The following is a 22,442-nucleotide window of genomic DNA, read 5'->3' as shown; positions in this document are numbered from 1 at the left end:
AGGTGAAGCTATGTTAAACCGCGAGCTCGAAGTCACCCTCAATCTTGCCTTCAAGGAGGCTCGTTCGAAGCGTCATGAATTCATGACCGTCGAACACCTGCTGCTGGCCCTATTGGACAATGAGGCTGCCGCCACCGTATTGCGTGCCTGCGGCGCAAACCTCGACAAACTCAAGCACGACCTGCAGGAGTTCATCGACTCCACCACGCCACTGATCCCCGTCCACGACGAAGATCGCGAAACCCAGCCAACCCTGGGCTTCCAGCGTGTACTGCAACGTGCTGTCTTTCATGTGCAGAGCTCGGGCAAACGCGAAGTAACCGGCGCCAACGTGCTGGTTGCAATCTTCAGTGAGCAAGAGAGTCAGGCCGTATTCCTGCTGAAACAGCAGAGCGTTGCGCGCATTGATGTCGTCAATTACATCGCCCACGGCATTTCCAAAGTGCCAGGGCACGGCGATCACTCTGAAGGTGAACAAGATATGCAGGACGACGAGGGCGGTGAGTCTTCTTCTTCAGGCAATCCGCTGGATGCTTATGCCAGCAACCTCAACGAACTCGCGCGCCAGGGTCGCATTGACCCGCTGGTCGGCCGCGAATCGGAAGTCGAGCGTGTCGCGCAGATTCTCGCGCGTCGGCGCAAGAACAATCCGTTGCTGGTCGGTGAGGCAGGCGTGGGTAAAACCGCGATTGCCGAGGGTCTGGCCAAGCGTATTGTCGACAACCAGGTGCCGGATCTGCTGGCCAATAGCGTCGTCTATTCGCTCGACCTCGGCGCTCTGCTCGCAGGCACCAAGTATCGCGGTGATTTCGAGAAGCGCTTCAAGGCGCTGCTCAATGAACTGAAAAAGCGTCCGCAGGCGATCCTGTTCATCGACGAGATCCACACCATCATCGGTGCGGGCGCTGCGTCTGGTGGCGTGATGGATGCCTCCAACCTGCTCAAGCCGCTGTTGTCGTCTGGCGACATCCGCTGCATCGGCTCGACCACTTTCCAGGAATTCCGCGGCATCTTCGAGAAGGATCGTGCGCTGGCACGACGCTTCCAGAAGGTCGATGTCGTCGAACCGTCGGTGGAAGACACCATCGGTATTCTGCGCGGCTTGAAAGGGCGTTTCGAACAGCACCACAACATCGAATACAGCGATGAGTCGTTGCGCGCCGCTGCTGAACTGGCATCGCGCTACATCAATGACCGGCATATGCCGGACAAGGCCATCGACGTGATCGACGAGGCCGGTGCCTATCAGCGCCTGCAACCGGTCGAGATGCGCGTCAAACGCATCGAAGTGCCGCAGGTTGAAGACATTGTGGCGAAGATCGCGCGGATTCCGCCGAAACACGTCACCAGCTCCGACAAGGAACTGCTGCGTAACCTGGAGCGCGACCTGAAGCTGACGGTGTTTGGTCAGGATGCGGCGATCGATTCGCTGTCCACCGCGATCAAGCTGTCCCGTGCCGGGCTCAAGTCGCCTGACAAGCCAGTCGGTTCGTTCCTGTTCGCAGGTCCCACCGGTGTCGGTAAAACCGAGGCGGCGCGGCAACTGGCCAAGGCGTTGGGGATCGAGCTGGTGCGCTTCGACATGTCCGAGTACATGGAGCGCCACACCGTATCGCGTCTGATCGGTGCGCCTCCGGGCTATGTCGGCTTTGATCAGGGCGGTCTGTTGACCGAAGCGATCACCAAGCAACCGCACTGCGTGTTGCTGCTCGATGAAATCGAGAAGGCGCATCCGGAAGTCTTCAACCTGCTGCTGCAGGTGATGGACCACGGCACGCTCACCGACAACAACGGGCGCAAGGCGGACTTCCGCAACGTGATCGTGATCATGACCACTAACGCCGGTGCCGAAACCGCGGCGCGTGCTTCGATCGGTTTCACCCATCAGGACCACTCGTCTGATGCGATGGAAGTGATCAAGAAGAGCTTCACGCCGGAGTTCCGTAACCGTCTGGACACCATTATCCAGTTTGGTCGCCTCAGCCATGAGGTCATCAAAAGCGTGGTGGACAAGTTCCTTACCGAACTGCAGGCGCAGCTGGAAGACAAGCGTGTGTTGCTGGAGGTTACTGATGCGGCGCGCAGTTGGCTGGCGGCCGGTGGTTACGATTCGGCGATGGGCGCACGTCCGATGGCGCGTCTGATTCAGGACAAGATCAAGCGTCCGCTGGCGGAGGAGATTCTGTTTGGCGAGCTGGCTGAGCATGGCGGTGTGGTGCACATCGACATCAAGGATGGTGAGTTGACGTTTGACTTCGAAACCACGGCTGAGATGGCCTGACAGCTGTAAAACAAGAGGGCGCCTTCGGGCGCCTTTTTGTTGTCTGATATTTTGGGTGTATATCCGTTTCTGCGGTAACGGCTGCTTAGGGTTCCGCCCTTACGGCGGGTCACCTTTTCCAAACGCCGAAAAGGTAACCCAAAAGGCTTTACCCTGACGTTCGGCCCTCGCTTAGGCTCGGGTTCCTTCGCTCCGGGATTCATCCGGGGAGCAGCGCCTACGGTTTGCTTCGCTGCACCTCCTCTCGCTGTGTTTGGCTGCGCCAAACGGTCGCTGCGCTCCCACCCCCGGATAAATCCCTCCACTCAGCCTGCCGACGGGCCCTCAGATCAAAAGCTTTCGGCGAGCTGACACTCGGCCATTGAGTGGGGCGGCTTCGCCGCATGGGGTGCACGCAATCTGAACTGTAGGAGCCAGCCTGCTGGCGATGGCGGCCTGCGAGCCGACCAGTCTCTAACTGACCACACCCCATCCCCCTGTGGGAGCGAGCTTGCTCGCGAAGGCGGCGGCCTGACAGCCGACCAAATCCCAAACTGAATACACCCAATCCCCTGTAGGAACTGCCGAAGGCTGTGATCTTTTGATCTGCTTTGGCTCTGGCTCTGGCTTTTGATCTCCAGCCCCTTCGGCAGGCCGAGCGTAGGTGTCCATCAGGGGGTGGGCGCGCAGCGCCATGCGGCGAAGCCGCATACATCGAGAGGAGGTGCAGCGAAGCAAACCGTAGGCGATGCCCCCTGATGGGCACCGTAGCGAGGGAACACTGAGCCTCAGCGAAGTGCCGTACGCCGGGGCAAAGCCTTTTGGGTTACCTTTTCGCTGGGCCGGCACTCCGGCGTCTGGAAAAGGTGACTCGCTGTAAGAGCGAAACCGCCAGCGGCAGCATCCGAAGCAACGGATATACACACAAAACCAACAAATCGCAGACAAACAAAAACGCCCGGCAAAGCCGGGCGTCTTGTATTGACTTGATTAACGAGCGCGGTAAGTAATGCGCCCTTTGCTCAAGTCATAGGGCGTCAGCTCGACGCGCACTTTGTCACCGGTAAGAATACGAATGTAGTTCTTGCGCATCTTGCCGGAAATATGCGCGGTTACGACGTGCCCATTTTCCAACTCCACACGAAACATGGTGTTGGGCAGGGTGTCGACGACAGTGCCTTCCATTTCGAAGCTGTCTTCTTTCGACATGCAGTAAAGCCCTCGGTATCCAATGAATGGCCCGGTGCAACTGCGCCAGGCAAAAGCGGCGTGCATTGTGCCCGAAAAAGGGGGTTTAAGCCAAGGGGTTTACGGCTTGCGATCAGTTCAGGATCACCCAGCGCTGATTAATCAGCAATTCGATGGGGCGATATTGGGTCTTGTAGTTCATCTTTTTGCAGTTCTTGATCCAATAACCGAGGTACACCGCTTCCAGCCCCAGGCGCTGGCTTTCGGCGATTTGCCACAGGATTGCGAAACGGCCCAGGCTGCGGCGATCCTCGTCAGGCTCGTAAAAGGTATAGACCGCCGACAAGCCGTTGGGCAGCAGATCGGTCACCGCAACGGCGAGTAACCGTCCGTCGAGACGAAATTCGTAGAAACGCGAGAAGGGCAGATCGCGCACCAGAAAGGTCGAAAACTGGTCGCGGCTCGGCGGGTACATGTCGCCGTCGGCATGTCGCTGCTCGATATAGCGCTGGTACAGATCGAAATATTCTTCGCTGAAGTGCGGTTTTACCGGGCGTACCTGCAGGTCGGCGTTGCGTTTGAAAATACGTTTCTGTTGGCGGTTGGGGCTGAACTGCGACACCGGGATGCGCGCAGGCACGCACGCATTGCAATTCTGGCAATGGGGCCGATACAGATGATCGCCGCTGCGACGAAAACCCATTTCCGACAGGTCTGCGTAGACGTGCACATCCATGGGCTGACTCGGGTCGAGAAACAGCGTCGTCGCCTGCTCCTCGGGCAGATAACTGCAGGAATGAGGCTGAGTGGCATAGAACTTCAAGCGCGCCAACTCGGTCATGATCAACCCTCGGGATAAGCTGGTGAATTAAGTGTAAGCCACGCGCGCAAAAGTCGCTCAGCAAACCCAGGTGGCACGACTGGGTTGATCCAGGTGGCGAGCCAGATAGTCGGCGAATTCGTGGCGGGGGATCGCCCGGGCACCGAGGCTGTGCAGATGATCGGTCGGCATCTGGCAGTCAATCAGGACGAATCCGGCGTCTTTCAGATGCTGCACCAGTGTGGCAAAGCCAAATTTGGATGCATTGTCGGCGCGGCTGAACATCGATTCGCCGAAAAACAGCTGACCCATCGCCAGGCCATACAGGCCGCCGACCAGTTGGCCCTGATCCCAGACCTCGACCGAGTGAGCGAAACCGCGGCGATGCAGTTCGAGGTAGGCGTCCTGCATGGCTTCGGTGATCCAGGTGCCGTCGGCGTAGTCCCGTGGCGCGGCGCAGGCGCGAATAACGGCATCGAAATCCTGATCGAAGGTCACCTGGTAGCGTTGCTTGCGCAGCAGTTTGCCGAGGCTGCGCGAGACATGCAGTTCGTCGGGAAACAGCACGGTGCGCGGGTCCGGCGACCACCAGAGGATCGGCTGGCCTTCGGAAAACCACGGAAAACAGCCGTGCCGATAAGCCTGCACCAGGCGATCAGCGGACAGATCGCCACCGGCAGCCAGCAATCCATTGGGATCGCGCATGGCCTTTTCCAGAGGCGGGAAAGTCAGGGAGTTGCGTTGTAACCAAGTCAGCATGGCGTCCAGGCTTGCAGAAGGGGAGGGCGGTGCGGGCGTAAGGCCCGCGATAAAGTGTGCCGTTAAATGACAGGAATGTCGTCCAGATACTTCTCGGCGTCCAGTGCCGCCATGCAACCGGCGCCGGCCGAGGTTACGGCCTGGCGGTAGACGTGGTCGGCCACATCGCCTGCGGCGAAGACGCCGGGAATCTCGGTGGAGGTGGCGTCGCCGTCGCTGCCGCCCTTGACCAGCAGGTAGCCATCGCGCATTGGCAATTGGCCCTGAAACAGGTCGGTGTTGGGTTTATGGCCGATGGCGATGAACACGCCGGCCAGTGCCAGTTCGCGGGTCTGCCCGGTGTGGCTGTCACGCAGGCGCGCACCGGTCACACCGCTGGCATCGCCCAGCACTTCGTCCAGATTCTGGTTCCAGTGCAGGCGAACGTTGCCGTTGGCGGCTTTTTCGAACAGTTTGTCCTGGAGGATTTTCTCCGAGCGCAATTTGTCGCGACGGTGGATCAGATGCACCTCCTTGGCGATGTTCGACAGGTACAGCGCCTCCTCGACAGCGGTGTTGCCGCCGCCCACCACGGCGACCACCTGATTGCGATAGAAAAAGCCGTCACAGGTCGCGCAGGCCGACACCCCTTTGCCGGCAAAGGCCTCTTCCGACGGCAGGCCCAGATACTGCGCCGAGGCACCGGTGGCGATGATCAGCGCGTCGCAGGTGTAAATGCCGCTGTCGCCAATGAGTTCGAACGGGCGCTGCTGCAACTTGGCGGTGTGGATGTGGTCGTAAACGATCTCTGTGGCAAAGCGCTCGGCGTGTTTTTGCATGCGCTCCATCAGCGCAGGACCGGTCAGGCCTTCGACGTCGCCGGGCCAGTTGTCGACTTCGACGGTGGTGGTGAGCTGACCACCGGCCTGCAGCCCGGTAATCACCACCGGTTTGAGGTTGGCACGGGCGGCGTACACGGCGGCGCTGTAACCGGCAGGGCCGGAGCCGAGAATGATCAGGCGTGAATGCTTCGCTGCGTTCATCAAATACACCTCATAAGCCTTTGTCACAAAAGACAATGCATGCTCAAATTGAACCGCAGGATTTGTGGCAATGGCTATGCTCTGCTATGGGTTTTGAAGCATGGCATCAGCCGCACAAACCCGTACAATGCCGGGCTGTTACAGAATATTTGTAGAGCGCTGTGTTTATAGCTGTGTTTATAAAAGCTGCGGCACAGTGTTAAAAGTAGTCTCAGTTGCGCCGGTTCACTTTTTCACCTGCCTGGATTGGGCAGTTTTTTATCGTCATTCAATAGATGGACGCGCCCCGGGCGCAGGAAAAGAAGCGTTTTGAAGAAATCCACCGAAGCACCAAAAACAGTCGTTCCGCTCTGGCGCCAGCAATTGCACTACCGGCTCAAGGAAGGTGCATTGATCGCCATCGGTGCCTTGTGCCTGTTCCTGATGATGGCCTTGCTGACCTACGGCAAGGATGATCCGGGCTGGAGCCACAACAGCAAGATCGACGACGTGCAGAACTTCGGCGGCCCGGCCGGTTCCTACAGCGCCGATATCCTGTTCATGGTGCTGGGTTACTTCGCGTACATCTTCCCGTTGCTGCTGGCGGTCAAGGCGTATCAGATCTTCCGTCAACGTCACGAGCCGTGGCAGTGGAGCGGTTGGCTGTTCTCCTGGCGTCTGATCGGTCTGGTGTTTCTGGTGCTGTCGGGCGCGGCGCTGGCGCATATCCATTTTCATGCGGCCACCGGGTTGCCGGCGGGTGCGGGCGGGGCGCTGGGCGAAAGTCTCGGCGATCTGGCGCGCAACGCGCTGAATATCCAGGGCAGCACGCTGTTGTTCATTGCGCTGTTCCTGTTCGGCCTGACGGTGTTCACCGATCTGTCGTGGTTCAAGGTGATGGACGTCACCGGCAAGATCACCCTGGACCTGTTCGAATTGTTTCAGGGCGCGGTCAACCGCTGGTGGTCGGCGCGTACCGAGCGCAAGCAACTGGTTGCGCAACTGCGTGAAGTCGATGACCGCGTCCACGATGTGGTGGCGCCGACCGTCACCGACAAGCGTGAACAGGCCAAGGTCAAGGAGCGCCTGATCGAGCGTGAGCAGGCCCTGAGCAAGCACATGTCCGATCGCGAGAAGCAGGTGCCGCCGGTTATCGCCCCGGCTCCGGTGAAGGCGCCAGAACCAAGCAAGCGCGTGCAGAAAGAGAAGCAGGCGCCGTTGTTCGTCGACAGCGCTGTGGAAGGCACCTTGCCGCCGATTTCGATTCTCGATCCTGCGGAAAAGAAACAACTCAATTATTCGCCGGAATCCCTGGCTGCGGTCGGCCACTTGCTGGAGATCAAGCTCAAGGAGTTCGGCGTCGAGGTCACCGTGGACTCGATTCATCCGGGCCCGGTGATTACCCGTTACGAAATCCAGCCTGCCGCCGGCGTCAAAGTCAGCCGCATCGCCAACCTGGCGAAAGACCTTGCACGTTCGCTGGCCGTGACCAGCGTGCGGGTGGTCGAGGTGATTCCGGGCAAGACCACGGTCGGTATCGAGATTCCCAACGAAGACCGACAGATCGTGCGTTTCTCCGAAGTGCTCTCGACCCCCGAGTACGACAATTTCAAGTCGCCGGTCACCCTGGCCCTGGGCCACGACATTGGCGGCAAGCCGGTCATCACCGACCTGGCGAAGATGCCGCACCTGCTGGTTGCCGGTACGACCGGTTCCGGTAAGTCGGTGGGTGTGAACGCGATGATCCTGTCGATCCTGTTCAAGTCCGGCCCGGAAGACGCCAAGCTGATCATGATCGACCCGAAAATGCTCGAGCTGTCGATCTACGAAGGCATTCCGCACCTGCTGTGCCCGGTAGTGACTGACATGAAAGACGCCGCCAACGCCCTGCGCTGGAGCGTTGCCGAGATGGAACGCCGCTACAAGCTGATGGCGAAGATGGGCGTGCGTAACCTGTCCGGCTTCAACGCCAAGGTCAAGGAAGCGCAGGATGCGGGCGAGCCGTTGAGCGATCCGCTGTACAAGCGCGAAAGCATTCACGACGAAGCGCCGCTGCTGCAGAAGCTGCCGACCATCGTCGTGGTGGTCGACGAATTCGCCGACATGATGATGATCGTCGGCAAGAAGGTCGAAGAGCTGATCGCCCGTATCGCACAGAAAGCGCGTGCCGCCGGTATTCACCTGATCCTCGCGACCCAGCGTCCTTCGGTGGACGTGATCACCGGTCTGATCAAGGCCAACATTCCGACACGTATGGCGTTCCAGGTATCGAGCAAGATCGACTCGCGGACCATCATCGACCAGGGCGGCGCCGAGCAACTGCTCGGTCACGGTGACATGCTCTACATGCCGCCGGGCACCAGCCTGCCGATCCGGGTACACGGCGCGTTCGTTTCCGACGATGAAGTACACCGCGTGGTGGAAGCCTGGAAACTGCGTGGCGCACCGGAATACAACGATGACATCCTCAACGGTGTCGAAGAGGCGGGCAGCGGCTTTGAAGGCAGCAGCGGTGGCGGCGACGGTGATGATCCGGAAACCGACGCGCTGTATGACGAAGCTGTGCAGTTCGTTCTGGAAAGCCGCAGGGCGTCGATTTCCGCGGTACAGCGCAAGCTGAAGATCGGTTACAACCGCGCTGCGCGCATGATCGAAGCCATGGAAATGGCTGGCGTGGTGACGGCGATGAACACCAACGGTTCGCGTGAAGTACTGGCCCCGGGCCCGATGCGCGACTGATTCGGCCGCTCCGATTTGCAACAAAGGATGGCGCAATGACGCGCCGTCCCTTCCCCACAAGTATTCAAGAGGACTCCCATGCGTCTTATCCGCATGCTGTTGCCAGTACTGGCGCTGACCACGCTCACGGCCCACGCCGACGACAAGGACGTGGCGCGTCTGACCCAACTGCTGGAAACATCGAAAACCCTGACCGCGAATTTTTCCCAGCTGACCCTCGACGGCAGCGGCACCCAGTTGCAGGAAACTCGCGGTGATATGGTCCTGCAGCGTCCGGGCCTGTTCTACTGGCACACCGAAGCGCCAAACGAGCAGACCATGGTCTCCGATGGCAAGAAGGTCACCCTGTGGGACCCGGATCTGGAGCAGGCAACCATCAAGAAGCTCGACGAGCGTCTGACCCAGACCCCGGCGCTGCTGCTGTCCGGTGATGTGTCGAAGATCAGCCAGAGCTTCGAGATCAGCGCGAAAGAGGCGGGTGGCGTGATCGACTTCACCCTAAAGCCAAAGACCAAGGACACCTTGTTCGACAGCCTGCGTCTGTCGTTCCGCAACGGCCTGGTCAATGACATGCAACTGATCGACAGCGTCGGCCAGCGCACCAACATCCTGTTCACCGGGGTCAAGGCCAACGAAGCGGTGTCGGCGTCGAAGTTCAAGTTCGACATCCCGAAGGGTGCTGACGTCATTCAGGAATAAACCCCGGATCCCGGCTTGGACTCTTGTGGCTTGGCGCTTTTGTGGCGAGGGGATTTATCCCCGATGGGCTGCAAAGCAGCCCCAAAAAAGGTGACTGCTGCGTAGTCCATCGGGGATAAATCCCCTCACCACAGGGTCACCAACAGGTGTCCACAGGTATTCCAACAGGTTTCAGACAATCAGAGGTTTCAACGCTACGTGATGGATCTGTTTCGCAGTGCACCGATTGCCCAGCCACTGGCCGCGCGTTTGCGCGCGACCAATCTGGATGAGTACGTCGGTCAGGAGCATGTGCTCGCTCGCGGCAAGCCTCTGCGTGAGGCGCTGGAGCAGGGTGCCCTGCATTCGATGATCTTCTGGGGGCCGCCGGGCGTGGGCAAGACCACCCTCGCGCGATTGCTCGCGGAAGTCTCGGATGCGCACTTCGAAACGGTCTCGGCGGTACTTGCCGGGGTCAAGGAGATCCGTCAGGCCGTTGAAATCGCCAAGCAGCAGGCCGGCCAGTACGGCAAGCGCACGATCCTGTTCGTCGATGAAGTGCACCGCTTCAACAAATCGCAGCAGGATGCGTTCCTGCCGTACGTCGAAGACGGCACGCTGATTTTCATCGGTGCCACCACCGAAAACCCTTCGTTTGAATTGAACAACGCGCTGTTGTCGCGGGCCCGCGTCTATGTGCTGAAAAGCCTCGATGAGACGGCGCTGCGCAAACTGGTGCATCGCGCGCTCACCGAAGAGCGTGGTCTCGGTAAGCGCAACCTGACCCTCAGCGATGAAGGCTTCCAGATGTTGCTGTCGGCCGCCGATGGCGATGGCCGGCGCCTGCTCAATCTGCTGGAGAACGCCTCGGATCTGGCCGAAGACAACAGCGAGATGGGCACCGAGTTGCTGCAAAGCCTGCTCGGCGACACCCGGCGGCGCTTCGACAAGGGTGGCGAAGCGTTCTACGACCAGATCTCCGCGCTGCACAAATCGGTACGCGGGTCCAACCCCGACGGCGCGCTGTACTGGTTTGCGCGGATGATCGATGGCGGCTGCGATCCGTTGTACCTGGCGCGGCGCGTGGTGCGCATGGCCAGCGAAGACATTGGCAACGCCGACCCGCGCGCCCTGAGCCTGTGCCTGGCGGCGTGGGAAGTGCAGGAGCGCCTTGGCAGCCCAGAAGGCGAGTTGGCAGTCGCCCAGGCAATCACCTATCTGGCCTGTGCGCCGAAAAGCAACGCGGTGTACATGGGCTTCAAGACCGCGCTACGCGCCGCTGCCGAGTACGGTTCGCTGGAAGTGCCGCTGCACTTGCGCAATGCACCGACCAAGCTGATGAAGCAATTGGGCTATGGCGACGAATACCGCTATGCCCACGACGAACCGGACGCCTATGCCGCCGGCGAAGATTATTTCCCGGAAGAGCTCGAGCCGATCCCGTTCTATCAACCGGTGCCCCGTGGCCTGGAATTGAAGATCGGCGAGAAGCTCAACCACCTTGCCCAACTCGACCGTTTAAGCCCAAGACAGCGGAGAAAATAGTGCTTCCATTGATCGTTGCAGTCTCCGTCGGCGGGATTGCCGGCACCTTGTTGCGCTTCGCCACCGGCAATTGGGTCAACGCCAATTGGCCGCGGCACTTCTATACCGCGACGCTGGCCGTTAATATCGTGGGCTGTCTGCTGATTGGCGTGTTGTACGGCCTGTTTTTGATACGCCCGGAGGTGCCGATCGAGGTGCGTGCCGGGTTGATGGTCGGCTTCCTCGGGGGGCTGACGACTTTTTCATCCTTTTCACTGGATACGGTGCGCCTGCTGGAAAGCGGGCAAGTGCCGCTGGCCCTGGGCTATGCGGCGATCAGCGTATTCGGCGGGCTGCTCGCGACATGGGCCGGCCTGTCCCTGACCAAACTTTGATAACGAGAAACCGACATGCTCGATTCCAAACTGTTACGTAGCAACCTTCAGGACGTAGCGGACCGCCTGGCTTCCCGTGGCTTTGCCCTGGATACCGCGCGCATCGAAGCGCTGGAAGAACAGCGCAAGACCGTCCAGACCCGCACCGAAGCACTGCAGGCTGAACGTAACGCGCGTTCCAAATCCATCGGTCAGGCCAAGCAGCGTGGCGAAGACATCGCGCCGCTGATGGCGGACGTCGAGCGCATGGCGGGCGAGCTGAGCGCCGGTAAAGTCGAGCTGGACGCGATCCAGACCGAACTGGACTCGATCCTGCTGGGTATCCCCAACCTGCCGCACGAATCGGTACCAGTCGGCAAAGACGAAGACGACAACGTTGAAGTGCGCCGCTGGGGCACGCCGACGCAGTTCGATTTCGAGGTCAAGGACCACGTGGCGCTGGGCGAGAAATTCGGCTGGCTGGATTTCGAAACCGCCGCCAAGCTGTCCGGCGCCCGTTTCGCTCTGCTGCGCGGCCCGATCGCCCGACTGCACCGCGCTCTGGCGCAGTTCATGATCAACCTGCACGTCAACGAGCATGGCTACGAAGAGGCCTACACGCCTTATCTGGTTCAGGCCCCGGCGCTGCAAGGCACCGGCCAGCTGCCGAAGTTCGAAGAAGATCTGTTCAAGATCGCTCGCGAAGGCGAAGCCGATCTGTACCTGATCCCGACCGCCGAAGTGTCGTTGACCAACATCGTCGCCGGTGAAATCGTCGACTCGAAACTGCTGCCAATCAAGTTCGTCGCCCACACCCCGTGCTTCCGCAGCGAAGCCGGTGCGTCGGGTCGCGACACCCGCGGCATGATCCGTCAGCACCAGTTCGACAAGGTTGAAATGGTGCAGATCGTCGAGCCGTCGACTTCGATGGAAGCGCTGGAAGGCCTGACCGCCAACGCCGAGAAAGTCCTGCAACTGCTGGGTCTGCCTTACCGCACCCTGGCGCTGTGCACCGGCGACATGGGCTTCAGCGCCGTCAAGACCTACGACCTCGAAGTGTGGATTCCGAGCCAGGACAAGTACCGCGAAATTTCGTCGTGCTCCAACTGCGGCGACTTCCAGGCTCGCCGCATGCAGGCGCGTTTCCGCAACCCGGAAACCGGCAAGCCTGAGCTGGTACACACTCTCAACGGTTCGGGTCTGGCGGTCGGTCGTACACTGGTGGCGGTGCTGGAAAACTACCAGCAGGCCGACGGTTCGATCCGCGTGCCGGACGTACTGAAGCCTTACATGGGTGGCCTTGAGGTCATCGGCTAAATGAAATATCTGCCGCTGTTTCACAACCTGCGCGGCAGTCGTGTGTTGGTGGTCGGTGGGGGGGAAATTGCCTTGCGCAAATCCCGCCTGCTGGCCGATGCCGGTGCGCTGCTGCGGGTGGTCGCACCTGAAATCGAAGCACAACTGCGCGAACTGGTCAGCGCCAGCGGTGGCGAATGTCTGCTGCGCGGTTACGTGGAAGCGGATCTGGACGGTTGCGGGCTGATCATCGCCGCCACCGACGACGAAACGCTCAACGCCCAAGTCTCCAGCGATGCCCATCGGCGTTGCGTGCCGGTCAACGTGGTCGACGCGCCGCAGCTATGCAGCGTGATCTTCCCGGCGATCGTCGATCGCTCGCCGCTGATCATCGCGGTGTCCAGCGGCGGCGATGCGCCGGTGCTGGCCCGTTTGATTCGCGCCAAGATCGAAACCTGGATTCCTTCGACCTACGGCCAGTTGGCCGGGCTTGCCGCACGTTTCCGCAATCAGGTGAAAAACCTGTTTCCGGATGTGCAGCAGCGTCGCGGTTTCTGGGAAGACGTATTTCAAGGCCCGATTGCCGACCGCCAACTGGCCGGGCAGGGCACTGAAGCCGAGCGTCTGTTGCAGGCCAAGATCGATGGTGAAGCGACCGTTACCACCGGTGAGGTGTATCTGGTGGGGGCAGGGCCGGGTGATCCGGATCTGCTGACCTTCCGCGCCTTGCGTCTGATGCAGCAAGCCGACGTGGTGCTGTACGACCGTTTGGTGGCGCCGGCGATTCTTGAGCTGTGCCGTCGCGATGCCGAGCGTGTCTACGTCGGCAAGCGTCGCTCTGATCACGCGGTGCCGCAGGATCAGATCAACCAGCAACTGGTGGATCTGGCCAAGGCCGGCAAACGCGTGGTGCGCTTGAAGGGCGGTGATCCGTTCATCTTCGGTCGCGGCGGTGAAGAGATCGAAGAGCTGGCGGCCCACGGGATTCCGTTCCAGGTGGTGCCGGGGATCACGGCGGCCAGCGGTTGCGCGGCGTATGCCGGGATTCCGTTGACCCATCGCGATTACGCGCAGTCGGTGCGCTTCGTCACCGGTCACCTGAAGGACGGTTCCACCGATCTGCCGTGGGCCGACCTCGTCGCCCCGGCGCAGACGCTGGTGTTCTACATGGGCCTGGTGGGCTTGCCGGTGATCTGCGAGCAGTTGGTCAAGCACGGTCGCAGCGCGGATACCCCGGCGGCGTTGATCCAGCAGGGCACCACGGTCAATCAGCGGGTCTTTACTGGCACGCTGGCCGACCTGCCGCGCCTGGTGGCAGAGCATGAAGTGCATGCACCGACGCTGGTGATCGTGGGGGAAGTGGTGCAGCTGCGCGAGAAACTGGCGTGGTTCGAAGGGGCTCAGGCGCAGGTCTGAGTCAAAGCAAAAAGATCGCAGCCTGCGGCAGCTCCTACAGGGAACGCATTCACATGTAGGAGCTGCCGCAGGCTGCGATCTTTGCTTTTGCTTTTGCTTTTGCTTTTGCTTTTGCTTTTGCTGTTAGCCCTTCAACCAAACCCCTTTCCCGTTCAACCGCGCCCGATCATGTGCCACGCTGAAATCCTGCTCAGGCCCCTTCGGCACAATCCCCGTCGGATTGATGGTCTTGTGGCTACCGTAGTAGTGATTTTTGATGTGCTGGAAATCCACCGTCTCGCCAATCCCCGGCCACTGATACAGCTCACGCAGCCAGTTCGACAGGTTCGGATAATCGGCAATCCGCCGCAGATTGCACTTGAAGTGCCCGTGGTACACCGCGTCGAAGCGAATCAGCGTGGTGAACAAACGCACGTCTGCTTCAGTCAGGTATTCGCCGGTCAGATAGCGGTTGGCGCCCAGTACTCGCTCCAGATGATCCAGTTCGGCAAACACGTCATCGAAGGCTTGTTCATAAGCTTTTTGCGAGGTGGCGAACCCGGCGCGATACACGCCGTTGTTCACCGCCGGATAAATCCGTTCGTTCAGTGCATCGATCTCGCCGTGTAATGGCGCCGGATAGAAGTCCAGCTCGTTACCGGTCAGGCCATCGAATGCGCTGTTGAACATGCGGATGATTTCCGCTGATTCATTGCTGACGATGCGCTTGAGCTTCTTGTCCCACAGCACCGGCACGGTGACGCGGCCGGTGTAGTCCGGCGCGTCGACGGTGTAGCGCTGGTGCATGAAGTCGAAGTGGTCAAGCTTATCGCCCGTCGAGCCAAGGGTCTGATCGAAGGTCCAGCCGTTTTCCAGCATCAGCCAGCTGACCACGGACACGTCGATCAGGCTTTCCAGGCCTTTGAGCTTGCGCAGGATCAGCGTGCGGTGCGCCCACGGGCAGGCGAGCGACACATAGAGGTGATAGCGCCCGGCTTCGGCAGCAAAGCCGCCTTCACCGCTCGGCCCGGGCTGGCCGTCAGGGGTGACCCAATTGCGCCGTTGTGCCTGTTCGCGCTGAAAGGCGCCGTCTTTGCTGCTTTCGTACCACTTGTCCTGCCAGTGGCCGTCGACGAGTAAACCCATGATCAAGACTCCTGATTCCAATAAGCGTTGGAGCCGAGTCTATTCCAATGAGTTCGAACAAAAAGCGCAAAGATCGGGCGCCAATGATCGGTTAAATCGATTTGTTGCGCGCCGCCCAGTATTGCTCGGCGGTTGCGAACGCTTGCTCGCGACTCTGGCCGAGGCCGCGCAGGGCCAGGGCCATGGTCGAAATAAGCGCCATTTGCGGATAACTGTCGACCACCTCGCCGCGCCACACCGCCTTGAGATGTTCAACGTCCAGCGTGGCCGGTTTGACGTGGCGCTGGCTCGACAGCTGCGGCCATTCCTCGTCCCAGCTTTCGCCGCCCTGGGTGCCGTACAGATGGCTGTCGGCATCCGGGTTGATCTCGATTTCGCCGCCATCGCCCTTGACCACGATCGCCGTGTCGCCGAGCAGGCCGCTGGCCTCGCGATGCACCGCTTGATAGCCCGGGTGGAAAATACTCTGCAGACCACAACGGGCGCGCAGTGGATTGAGGATGCGTGCCAGCGAATGGATCGGCGAGCGCAGGCCCATGGTGTTGCGCAGGTCGATCATCTTCTGCAACTGCGGCGCCCAGTCCATCAGCGGCATGAACGCCAGACCACCGTTGTCCAGCGCGCTGCCGACCTGCTGCCAGGTGCGGCACAGCGGAATGTTCAGCTCGCCAAGCAGTTGTTCGGTGTACAGGCGCCCGGCGGTGTGCGCGCCGCCGCCGTGCATGAAAATCCGCACGCCGTTTTGCGCCAGGCACTTGGCCGACAGCAGGTACCACGGCAGATGGCGTTTCTTGCCGGCATAGGTCGGCCAGTCCAGATCGACGTTCAGCGTTGGCGCTGACAGGCGCTCGCGCAACGCTTCGGTGAAACCGGCCATTTCCTCGGCGCTTTCTTCCTTGTGCCGTAGCAGCATCAGAAAGGCGCCGAGTTGGGTGTCTTCGACTTTGTCGTCGAGCACCATACCCATGGCTTCCCACGCTTCTTCACGGGTCAGGTCGCGGGCGCCGCGTTTGCCCTTGCCGAGGATCCGTACGAACTGCGCGAACGGGTGCTCGGCGGGCGTTTCAAGGGTCAGCGCTGGAAAGTCGGTCATAAGCAATTCGTCGGTTTGGGCAGGCCCGCCAGTTTCGCGGCGAGTTTGGCAGGGGTGCCTTTGAACAGTCGGTTCAGGTGCAGGCTGTTGCCTTTGTCCGGGCCGAGTTTGAGTGCGGTGTACTTGATCAGCGGACGGGTGGCCGGCGACAGCTGGAATTCTGCGTAAAAGCTGCGCAGCAGTTCGAGGACTTCCCAGTGTTCGGCCGTCAGTCCGATGTCTTCAGCGGCGGCGAGGGCGCTGGCAACGTCATGGGACCAGTCGTCGAGGTCGACCAGAAAGCCGTCCTTGTCCAGTTCGATGGCGCGGGCGCCGACAGTCATCGAGTTCATAGCCAACTGTTGACCTTGTTGTGGTGGATCGACAGTTCAACGAAGGCCGGGTAGTCGATGGCTTCAGCCCAGTCGGGAGCAACGATGGCCCGGGCCTGCAGGTCTTCGGCGAGGGCGAACAGCTTGACCCGGCGCTCGTTCAGCGTGGCGAATGGCGCAGTGCCCGGTTGCAGGGCGTAGACCGCGTCGCCGGATAACAGCACGGCGTCGGCAGCGCCAATCACGCGCAGGCAACTGCTCAGGCGCTCGTCGCCGAACGGGGAATGAGACAACACATGCAAAGTCGACATCAGAGGGTGATCACCTGGTCGTAACGGTCAATAAGGGCGGTGATTTCGCTGGCAGCGAGCGGCTGCGCTTCGTCCAGCGACAGACTGCTCAGGCCACGATTGCTGGCGCTGTCGGAGCAGTAAAACAGCTCTTCAACGCCGAACATCGGCAGCGCCTGCAGGTTGGCGCTCAGGTCTTTCTGTTGCAGAGTCTTGGCGTTCTGCCCAGCGGCCAGTTGCAGCACGCCGTCATCGAGAAACAGCAGGCCGATCGGCAGATCGAACGCGCCGCCGGCCAGGACGATGTCCAGCGCTTCGCGGGCGCCGGGGCCGGACCATGGCGACTGGCGGCTGATGATCAACAGGGATTTGGCCATCTCACGCGCCTCCGAAACAGATCAATCGATCGGCGTCCTGCACCGCATCGTGCAACTGGCCGAGGCCGGACAATTCCCACGGCGCGCTGACCGCGACGGCATCACGCTGGTAGCGTTTGGCTTCTTCGTCATTCAGTACGCCACGGCGCAAGGCAGCGGCGATGCATACCACGCCGTCCAGTTGCTGCTCGGTGATGAACGCGCGCCACTGTTTGGGCAGGTCCAGCTCGTCCTGCGGGGTGACCACCGCGTCGGAGGCGTTGTACACGCCGTCCTGATAGAAAAACAGCCGGACAATTTCATGCCCGCCGGCCAGCGCAGCCTGCGCAAACAGCAGGGCACGGCGCGAGGAGGGCGCATGGGCGGCGGAAAACAGCGCAATGGCGAACTTCATGACGGACTCGATCAGCAAAACTGCGGCCATGATAAAGCTTTATCGAGGCAGCCGCGAAACCCAAGTTGCACACACCGATTTCTGCTGCTATCGGTCATACATGCGAGTCCATGCAGGAGCTGCGGCACGCTGCGATCTCTTGATCTTTACAAGCAAGATCAAGAGATCGCAGCCTCGTTTCACTCGACAGTTCCTACAGGGTATTTGACTGAGGTTTCGATCAGCGCGGCATATAGCCGAGTTGCCAACGCCGCGGAATGCTCAAGGACAGCACGCCCAGCCCTGCCGCCAGCAAGCCGCTGGCGAACAACGCCCGAAGCCCGAAATGCTGTTCCAGCACCGCGCCGAGAATCGCGCCGATGAACATGCCTGTCCAAGGCACCAACTGCACCCGCCAGCCGTTACGGCGTTCGCCGAGCATCCAGCGCCCGAGTCCACGGCCGAACCGCGACAGCGCTCCGGTCACGTACGTCAGGCCCACCGGCAGGCCATTCACTTCCTCGACCGCCGCGTTGAGCATGCCCATTGCGATGATCGCCGCCAGCAACGCCGGCAGTTGCGTGTCATACGGCCACGCGGCCGCGAAGCAAAGCAGGGTGGCGATGCACAGCAACAAGGGCAATGTGCGCCGCCCACCGAGGCGCCCGATCACGATCCCCAAGGCATTACCGATCACGAAGGTGACGACGAGGATGATCAGGCGCACGGTCAGTCCGAGGTCGCCGTCACTGATCGCCACCGCCAGCCGCGTGGTATTGCCGCTCATGAAAGAAACGAAATCGCCGCTGGCCATGAAGCCGATCGCGTCGGTCATCCCGGCGAGTACCGACAGGCTGGCCACCAGCGCCAGACCGATGCGGCCGCGCCATTTCTGCCGGTGCAGATGCCCGGAAGTGGCGCGGTGAGTCGAGGTCGAAGGCAGCATCGGTGACGGTATCCTTGCGCAGTGGTTACGGTTCCAACCCATACAGGTCGCAATAATCGACCCAGCTCATGTGCGCCATTTCCGCTACCTCGCGATGCACCTCCATGCGCTGGGTCTGATACTCCTCGGGCGTTGCCGCTGTGAGCAGCAAGGTCAGTTCCCAGGCAAACAGTCCCTGATCTTCAGCTTCGGCCTCGAAGGCTTCATGCAAGCGTTCTTCGCGATACTGCGCAACGGTTTCACCCTTGGCCTGGGCCAGCAGCGGGTTGAGGTGATCGAGGGTTTCGCGCAATTCGGGGCGCGCGTCGAGAAACAGTTTCAGGGCTTGTTCATGTCGCTGGTCGGTGGGCGCCATGTGTATTCCTTGTGAGGCTGATGACCCTAGGGTGCCGGAGCGGCCGGTGCGTGTCGCGCTATAAATGCAGTAAAGCAGAATGATTTTGCCTGTTGCGGTGATACAGTCCGCTTTTTTCTGAATGAGCGAATGCAATGCGAATTCTGATGGTAGCGCTGGCCGCGACTGTGCTGGCTGGCTGCGCGGGTTCGGTAATGGACGATTCTCGCACCAAAGCCCCGTACAAGGTCCTGACCTCGGACAAGCCCGAGAAAGTTGTCGCTCAGTGCGTACAGTTCGGCTGGCAGGACGAAGCGGTGTTTGGCGTGGATGCCGGGGCGTACCTGCAACCGGGCAAGAAGGGTGGTTCGACGGTGTACACCCGTTCGGCGGAATCGTTTGTCGACGTGACCAGCGATGCTTCGGGAACCGTGCTCAACTACTACGCGCAGAAGGATGATTTTGTTGCCAAACGCCGATTGGCGGCGTTGGCGACCTGCCTCTGATCATGCGTTGAGGCGGCTGCCGTCATCGCCAGCAGGCTGGCTCCCACACTGGATTTGTGTTCGCCACCGATCCTGTAGGAGTGAGCCTGCTCGCGATAGGGCCAGTGAATTCAACCGATCAGACGCTTCTGGAAATAATGCCGGCTATGCCCCGGCGGGTAATCAACGATCTCGCCAAATTGGCTGAATCCCAGCTTCTTGTAAAACTCCGGCGCCTGAAAATCGAAGGTGTCCAGCCAGATGCCCAGGCAGTTCTTCTCCTTGGCCAGATTTTCCGCCATGGCCATCAGTTCCGAGCCGATGCGTTGCCCGCGACCCTGTTCCGGGACGCACAGCAATTCAATGTACATCCAGGTAAAGATCACCCGACCATACAAACCGCCGAGAATTGCGTCGTGCTCATCGCGCACCAGCAGGGCAAAGGGCTCGGATTTGGAGCCGCCGGTCTGGGCGTCGTTGTACGCAATCAAAGGCTCGAGGATGGCCTTGCGCTGTTCTTCCGTAGGGTTCTGCGACAGCTCGATTCGCAACGTCATGCGCAACTTCCTTGTGAGATGAACACGCAGCCTATCCTGCCCGGCGGGCGCTTTCCAAGTCCTTCCTCAACCCTTTGGAACCGTCGCTGATACGCCGGGGTCTAGGTTTTACAGCGTCATTCCGAACGCGGTTGATGAGGATCCCCCATGAATATTTTCGAAGCCCTTCGCGAAAGCCACGACCGCCAGCGCAATTACGCCAAAGCCCTGGTCGAAACCAGCGGCGACACCCCGGAGCGGGTTGAAGCCTACAAGCAGCTCAAGGCCGAACTCCAGGCCCACGAAACCGCCGAAGAACGCCACTTCTATATCCCGTTGATGGAGTTCGACAACGGCGTCGATCTCAGTCGTCACGCGATCTCGGAACACCATGAAATGGACGAGATGATGGAAGAACTGGACGAAACCGAGATGTCCAGCCCGGCGTGGCTGGCAACGGCGAAGAAGCTCTCGGACAAGGTTCATCACCATCTCAAGGAAGAGGAGCAGAAATTCTTCCAGATGGCCGGCAAGCTGCTCGATGACAAGCAAAAGGAACAGCTCGCCGGGCAATATGAAAAGGAATACCAGGCACAACTGGAGTGAAGGGTGAATGCGGGTTTTTGCAGTGTCGACGTGTAGGCCTTTAGCCATGCGTCAGGTGGGCGTTGTCGTAATTGACTGTATATTCATCCAGTATTTTCGGCGTTTTCCGCTTGAGGCGCCGATGGCCTGCGACAAAACCGCCGATGGACAAAAAAACCACCTCCGTTAGCTTGAAGGCCTCTCCTCGGACAGGAGAGTTCTTAAATCAACGGAGTGAAAAACATGAACCAACCACAAGCTCAAACCCAACTGCGACACGGTCGCGTCACCTCTCCAGCCAGCCGCGGTGCGGTAGCCATCGAGCAAGGATTGCTCGGTGCCTGGCAGGTCAACGAAATGGAAGGCGGCAAGAACTTCCCGGCGCTGACGGCAGGGCCTTTTCCTGCTCCGTATGGCAGCGACAGTGACAGCGTCACGCCGCCCGCCGACGGTTACATCCTCAGCGGTGGCAAGACCGATGCCCGTGACTGCGTGAACTTCACCGACGAGGAAATGAGCAAAAAGCTCAACCGCCCGTTCAGCTGGCCATTGCTCAGTGTCACCCCGGGCCAGACGCTGGAAGTGAAGTGGGAATACACCGCGCCACACACCACCCGTGGCTATCGCTGGATGATCACCAAAGATGGCTGGGATCCGAAACAGCGTATTTCCCGTGCACAGCTCGAGGCGCAGCCTTTCGCCGAAGACTTCTACACTCAGGTGCCGTATTACAGCTATCCGGGGGAGTTGAAGGCCAAGGTCGATCATTCGGTGAAATTGCCGGCCAACAAAAAGGGCCGTCACGTCATCGTGTTGATGTGGATCGTCGCCAACACCGGTAACGCGTTCTATCAGGCGTTCGACGTCGACTTCAAATAACGGCGTTACGCTCAACCCACAGGTTCTGAAGGATTAGAACATGTCAAATATCGACTTCACACTCGTGCAAAACCAGGCGGCCGATGCGGCCTCGCTGATGCCGAGCATCGCCGGCAAAAAAATACTCATGGGCTTCTGGCACAACTGGCCGGCGGGTCCGAGTGACGGCTACCGTCAGGGCCGCTTCGCCGAGATCGCTCTGGAAGCGGTACCCAAGGAGTACAACGTGGTCGCGGTGGCGTTCATGAAGGGCAGCGGGATTCCGACCTTCAAGCCCTACAACGTCTCCGATGCCGAGTTCCGGCGTCAGGTCGGCGTGCTCAACAGTCAGGGACGGGCGGTGCTGCTGTCCCTGGGTGGCGCCGATGCGCACATCGAGTTGCGCAGCGGGCAGGAACAACCGCTGGCCAATGAAATCATCCGTCTGGTGGAAACCTACGGCTTCGATGGGCTGGACATCGATCTTGAACAGAGCGCGATTGATTTCGCTGCCAACAAGACTGTGCTGCCAGCCGCGCTGAAACTGGTCAAGGATCACTACGCAGGTCAGGGCAAGCACTTCATCATCAGCATGGCCCCGGAGTTTCCGTACCTGACCACCAACGGCAAATACGTCGGATACCTGCAGGCACTGGAAGGTTACTACGACTTCATTGCGCCGCAGTTCTACAACCAGGGCGGCGACGGGGTCTGGGTGCCGGAAGCCAATAATGGCAATGGAGCGTGGATCGCGCAGAACAACGATGCGCTGAAAGAGGACTTCCTTTATTACCTGACCGAAAGTCTGGTGACCGGGACTCGGGGCTTCACCAAAATCCCCGCTGACAAATTCGTCATCGGCCTGCCGGCCAACGTCGATGCGGCCGCCACCGGTTATGTGATCGACAGCACCGCGGTGGGCAATGCGCTCAAGCGTCTGGCGATCAAAGGGCTACCGATCAAAGGGCTGATGACCTGGTCGGTGAACTGGGACAACGGCGTCAGCAAGGATCGCGTGCCGTACAACTGGGAGTTCAGTCGGCGTTATGGGCCGCTGATTCACGGCGCCCGAAC

The 22,442-nt window shown here is 60.2% G+C and carries 23 protein-coding genes and 1 pseudogene; 11 read left to right on the top strand and 13 right to left on the bottom strand.

The window, feature by feature from the left end:
• Nucleotides 1-10: 10 nt before the first annotated feature.
• On the top strand, nucleotides 11-2,281 hold the full coding sequence (gene clpA, locus BW33_RS23930) for an ATP-dependent Clp protease ATP-binding subunit ClpA (RefSeq protein ID WP_007964841.1): 2,271 nt from the start codon (nucleotides 11-13) through the stop codon (nucleotides 2,279-2,281).
• Nucleotides 2,282-3,250: 969 nt separating this feature from the next.
• On the opposite strand, the gene infA is transcribed toward clpA, so the two are convergent.
• The 4 genes from infA to trxB form a co-directional block, all read right to left on the bottom strand.
• Nucleotides 3,251-3,469, bottom strand: a complete 219-nt coding sequence (infA, locus tag BW33_RS23925; protein WP_002553999.1) for a translation initiation factor IF-1 — start codon at nucleotides 3,467-3,469, stop codon at nucleotides 3,251-3,253.
• A 112-nt stretch (nucleotides 3,470-3,581) separates the two neighbouring features.
• The gene (locus tag BW33_RS23920) at nucleotides 3,582-4,289 is read right to left on the bottom strand and encodes an arginyltransferase (RefSeq protein WP_047601675.1); all 708 of its coding nucleotides are present in this window, start codon (nucleotides 4,287-4,289) and stop codon (nucleotides 3,582-3,584) included.
• Between the two features lie 57 nt (nucleotides 4,290-4,346).
• On the bottom strand, nucleotides 4,347-5,027 hold the full coding sequence (aat, locus tag BW33_RS23915; protein ID WP_047601673.1) for a leucyl/phenylalanyl-tRNA--protein transferase: 681 nt from the start codon (nucleotides 5,025-5,027) through the stop codon (nucleotides 4,347-4,349).
• 62 nt (nucleotides 5,028-5,089) lie between these two features.
• Entirely contained in the window at nucleotides 5,090-6,049 is a 960-nt protein-coding gene (gene trxB / locus BW33_RS23910; protein WP_047601671.1) for a thioredoxin-disulfide reductase, read from the bottom strand.
• Nucleotides 6,050-6,358: 309 nt separating this feature from the next.
• Between trxB and BW33_RS23905 the strand changes: the two genes are divergently transcribed.
• The 6 genes from BW33_RS23905 (at nucleotide 6,359) to cysG (ending at nucleotide 14,055) form a co-directional block, all read left to right on the top strand.
• Complete coding sequence (locus BW33_RS23905; protein WP_047601669.1) at nucleotides 6,359-8,767, top strand: DNA translocase FtsK; 2,409 nt, start codon at nucleotides 6,359-6,361, stop codon at nucleotides 8,765-8,767.
• 78 nt (nucleotides 8,768-8,845) lie between these two features.
• Nucleotides 8,846-9,466, top strand: a complete 621-nt coding sequence (gene lolA / locus BW33_RS23900; protein WP_047601668.1) for an outer membrane lipoprotein chaperone LolA — start codon at nucleotides 8,846-8,848, stop codon at nucleotides 9,464-9,466.
• A 201-nt stretch (nucleotides 9,467-9,667) separates the two neighbouring features.
• Entirely contained in the window at nucleotides 9,668-10,990 is a 1,323-nt protein-coding gene (locus tag BW33_RS23895; RefSeq protein WP_003223849.1) for a replication-associated recombination protein A, read from the top strand.
• Nucleotides 10,990-11,364 (top strand): fluoride efflux transporter CrcB, encoded by a 375-nt coding sequence (crcB, locus tag BW33_RS23890; protein ID WP_027614675.1) that lies wholly within the window; start codon nucleotides 10,990-10,992, stop codon nucleotides 11,362-11,364. Before BW33_RS23895 ends, crcB begins: the two co-directional genes overlap by 1 nt.
• A gap of 15 nt (nucleotides 11,365-11,379) precedes the next feature.
• The gene (serS, locus tag BW33_RS23885; RefSeq protein ID WP_003223852.1) at nucleotides 11,380-12,660 is read left to right on the top strand and encodes a serine--tRNA ligase; all 1,281 of its coding nucleotides are present in this window, start codon (nucleotides 11,380-11,382) and stop codon (nucleotides 12,658-12,660) included.
• A complete protein-coding gene (gene cysG / locus BW33_RS23880) occupies nucleotides 12,661-14,055 on the top strand; it encodes a siroheme synthase CysG (RefSeq protein WP_047601666.1) in 1,395 nt (464 codons plus the stop codon).
• Nucleotides 14,056-14,178: 123 nt separating this feature from the next.
• Here the strand turns inward: cysG and BW33_RS23875 are convergent, their stop codons facing one another.
• The 8 genes from BW33_RS23875 to BW33_RS23840 all read right to left on the bottom strand — a co-directional run bounded on the left by BW33_RS23875 (nucleotide 14,179) and on the right by BW33_RS23840 (nucleotide 18,925).
• A complete protein-coding gene (locus BW33_RS23875) occupies nucleotides 14,179-15,180 on the bottom strand; it encodes a glutathione S-transferase family protein (RefSeq protein WP_047601664.1) in 1,002 nt (333 codons plus the stop codon).
• A gap of 91 nt (nucleotides 15,181-15,271) precedes the next feature.
• Nucleotides 15,272-16,273 (bottom strand): glycosyl transferase family protein, encoded by a 1,002-nt coding sequence (locus tag BW33_RS23870; protein ID WP_047601663.1) that lies wholly within the window; start codon nucleotides 16,271-16,273, stop codon nucleotides 15,272-15,274.
• Nucleotides 16,270-16,605, bottom strand: a complete 336-nt coding sequence (locus tag BW33_RS23865) for a TusE/DsrC/DsvC family sulfur relay protein (RefSeq protein WP_047601662.1) — start codon at nucleotides 16,603-16,605, stop codon at nucleotides 16,270-16,272. The genes BW33_RS23870 and BW33_RS23865 overlap by 4 nt, the downstream gene beginning before the upstream one ends.
• Nucleotides 16,602-16,895 (bottom strand): sulfurtransferase complex subunit TusB, encoded by a 294-nt coding sequence (gene tusB / locus BW33_RS23860; RefSeq protein WP_047601660.1) that lies wholly within the window; start codon nucleotides 16,893-16,895, stop codon nucleotides 16,602-16,604. Before tusB ends, BW33_RS23865 begins: the two co-directional genes overlap by 4 nt.
• Nucleotides 16,895-17,251, bottom strand: coding sequence for a sulfurtransferase complex subunit TusC (tusC, locus tag BW33_RS23855; RefSeq protein WP_047601658.1), 357 nt, complete (start codon nucleotides 17,249-17,251; stop codon nucleotides 16,895-16,897). The genes tusB and tusC overlap by 1 nt, the downstream gene beginning before the upstream one ends.
• A gap of 1 nt (nucleotide 17,252) precedes the next feature.
• Complete coding sequence (gene tusD / locus BW33_RS23850) at nucleotides 17,253-17,645, bottom strand: sulfurtransferase complex subunit TusD (protein WP_047602022.1); 393 nt, start codon at nucleotides 17,643-17,645, stop codon at nucleotides 17,253-17,255.
• A gap of 220 nt (nucleotides 17,646-17,865) precedes the next feature.
• Nucleotides 17,866-18,570, bottom strand: coding sequence for a YoaK family protein (locus tag BW33_RS23845; protein WP_047601656.1), 705 nt, complete (start codon nucleotides 18,568-18,570; stop codon nucleotides 17,866-17,868).
• Nucleotides 18,571-18,595: 25 nt separating this feature from the next.
• The gene (locus BW33_RS23840; RefSeq protein ID WP_047601655.1) at nucleotides 18,596-18,925 is read right to left on the bottom strand and encodes a DUF6388 family protein; all 330 of its coding nucleotides are present in this window, start codon (nucleotides 18,923-18,925) and stop codon (nucleotides 18,596-18,598) included.
• Nucleotides 18,926-19,059: 134 nt separating this feature from the next.
• On the opposite strand from BW33_RS23840, the gene BW33_RS23835 reads away from it, so the two are divergent.
• Entirely contained in the window at nucleotides 19,060-19,410 is a 351-nt protein-coding gene (locus BW33_RS23835; RefSeq protein ID WP_047601654.1) for a hypothetical protein, read from the top strand.
• Nucleotides 19,411-19,520: 110 nt separating this feature from the next.
• On the opposite strand, the gene BW33_RS23830 is transcribed toward BW33_RS23835, so the two are convergent.
• Nucleotides 19,521-19,946, bottom strand: coding sequence for a GNAT family N-acetyltransferase (locus BW33_RS23830; protein ID WP_047601653.1), 426 nt, complete (start codon nucleotides 19,944-19,946; stop codon nucleotides 19,521-19,523).
• 147 nt (nucleotides 19,947-20,093) lie between these two features.
• Here BW33_RS23830 and BW33_RS23825 point away from each other — a divergent pair, with 147 nt between their 5' ends.
• The 3 genes and pseudogenes from BW33_RS23825 to BW33_RS23815 form a co-directional block, all read left to right on the top strand.
• The gene (locus tag BW33_RS23825; protein WP_041074240.1) at nucleotides 20,094-20,531 is read left to right on the top strand and encodes a hemerythrin domain-containing protein; all 438 of its coding nucleotides are present in this window, start codon (nucleotides 20,094-20,096) and stop codon (nucleotides 20,529-20,531) included.
• A gap of 222 nt (nucleotides 20,532-20,753) precedes the next feature.
• On the top strand, nucleotides 20,754-21,389 hold the full coding sequence (locus BW33_RS23820) for a lytic polysaccharide monooxygenase auxiliary activity family 9 protein (RefSeq protein WP_047601651.1): 636 nt from the start codon (nucleotides 20,754-20,756) through the stop codon (nucleotides 21,387-21,389).
• 40 nt (nucleotides 21,390-21,429) lie between these two features.
• Nucleotides 21,430-22,431: pseudogene (locus tag BW33_RS23815) on the top strand (chitinase); the annotation flags it as partial.
• Between the last annotated feature and the right edge of the window lie 11 nt (nucleotides 22,432-22,442).

The organism is Pseudomonas sp. RIT288 (genome assembly GCF_000631985.1).
In the GTDB taxonomy this organism is placed as follows: domain Bacteria; phylum Pseudomonadota; class Gammaproteobacteria; order Pseudomonadales; family Pseudomonadaceae; genus Aquipseudomonas.
The sequence above is the reverse complement of the archived record's forward strand: the minus strand, read 5'-3'. Positions and strand labels throughout refer to the sequence as shown.

Coding starts and splice junctions, on each gene's coding strand:
- clpA (WP_007964841.1), top strand. CDS start 11: ATGTTAAACCGCGAGCTCGAAGTCACCCTCAATCTTGCCTTCAAGGAG.
- infA (WP_002553999.1), bottom strand. CDS start 3,469: ATGTCGAAAGAAGACAGCTTCGAAATGGAAGGCACTGTCGTCGACACC.
- BW33_RS23920 (WP_047601675.1), bottom strand. CDS start 4,289: ATGACCGAGTTGGCGCGCTTGAAGTTCTATGCCACTCAGCCTCATTCC.
- aat (WP_047601673.1), bottom strand. CDS start 5,027: ATGCTGACTTGGTTACAACGCAACTCCCTGACTTTCCCGCCTCTGGAA.
- trxB (WP_047601671.1), bottom strand. CDS start 6,049: ATGAACGCAGCGAAGCATTCACGCCTGATCATTCTCGGCTCCGGCCCT.
- lolA (WP_047601668.1), top strand. CDS start 8,846: ATGCGTCTTATCCGCATGCTGTTGCCAGTACTGGCGCTGACCACGCTC.
- BW33_RS23895 (WP_003223849.1), top strand. CDS start 9,668: ATGGATCTGTTTCGCAGTGCACCGATTGCCCAGCCACTGGCCGCGCGT.
- serS (WP_003223852.1), top strand. CDS start 11,380: ATGCTCGATTCCAAACTGTTACGTAGCAACCTTCAGGACGTAGCGGAC.
- cysG (WP_047601666.1), top strand. CDS start 12,661: ATGAAATATCTGCCGCTGTTTCACAACCTGCGCGGCAGTCGTGTGTTG.
- BW33_RS23875 (WP_047601664.1), bottom strand. CDS start 15,180: ATGGGTTTACTCGTCGACGGCCACTGGCAGGACAAGTGGTACGAAAGC.
- BW33_RS23870 (WP_047601663.1), bottom strand. CDS start 16,273: ATGACCGACTTTCCAGCGCTGACCCTTGAAACGCCCGCCGAGCACCCG.
- BW33_RS23865 (WP_047601662.1), bottom strand. CDS start 16,605: ATGAACTCGATGACTGTCGGCGCCCGCGCCATCGAACTGGACAAGGAC.
- tusB (WP_047601660.1), bottom strand. CDS start 16,895: ATGTCGACTTTGCATGTGTTGTCTCATTCCCCGTTCGGCGACGAGCGC.
- tusC (WP_047601658.1), bottom strand. CDS start 17,251: ATGGCCAAATCCCTGTTGATCATCAGCCGCCAGTCGCCATGGTCCGGC.
- tusD (WP_047602022.1), bottom strand. CDS start 17,645: ATGAAGTTCGCCATTGCGCTGTTTTCCGCCGCCCATGCGCCCTCCTCG.
- BW33_RS23845 (WP_047601656.1), bottom strand. CDS start 18,570: ATGCTGCCTTCGACCTCGACTCACCGCGCCACTTCCGGGCATCTGCAC.
- BW33_RS23840 (WP_047601655.1), bottom strand. CDS start 18,925: ATGGCGCCCACCGACCAGCGACATGAACAAGCCCTGAAACTGTTTCTC.
- BW33_RS23835 (WP_047601654.1), top strand. CDS start 19,060: ATGCGAATTCTGATGGTAGCGCTGGCCGCGACTGTGCTGGCTGGCTGC.
- BW33_RS23830 (WP_047601653.1), bottom strand. CDS start 19,946: ATGACGTTGCGAATCGAGCTGTCGCAGAACCCTACGGAAGAACAGCGC.
- BW33_RS23825 (WP_041074240.1), top strand. CDS start 20,094: ATGAATATTTTCGAAGCCCTTCGCGAAAGCCACGACCGCCAGCGCAAT.
- BW33_RS23820 (WP_047601651.1), top strand. CDS start 20,754: ATGAACCAACCACAAGCTCAAACCCAACTGCGACACGGTCGCGTCACC.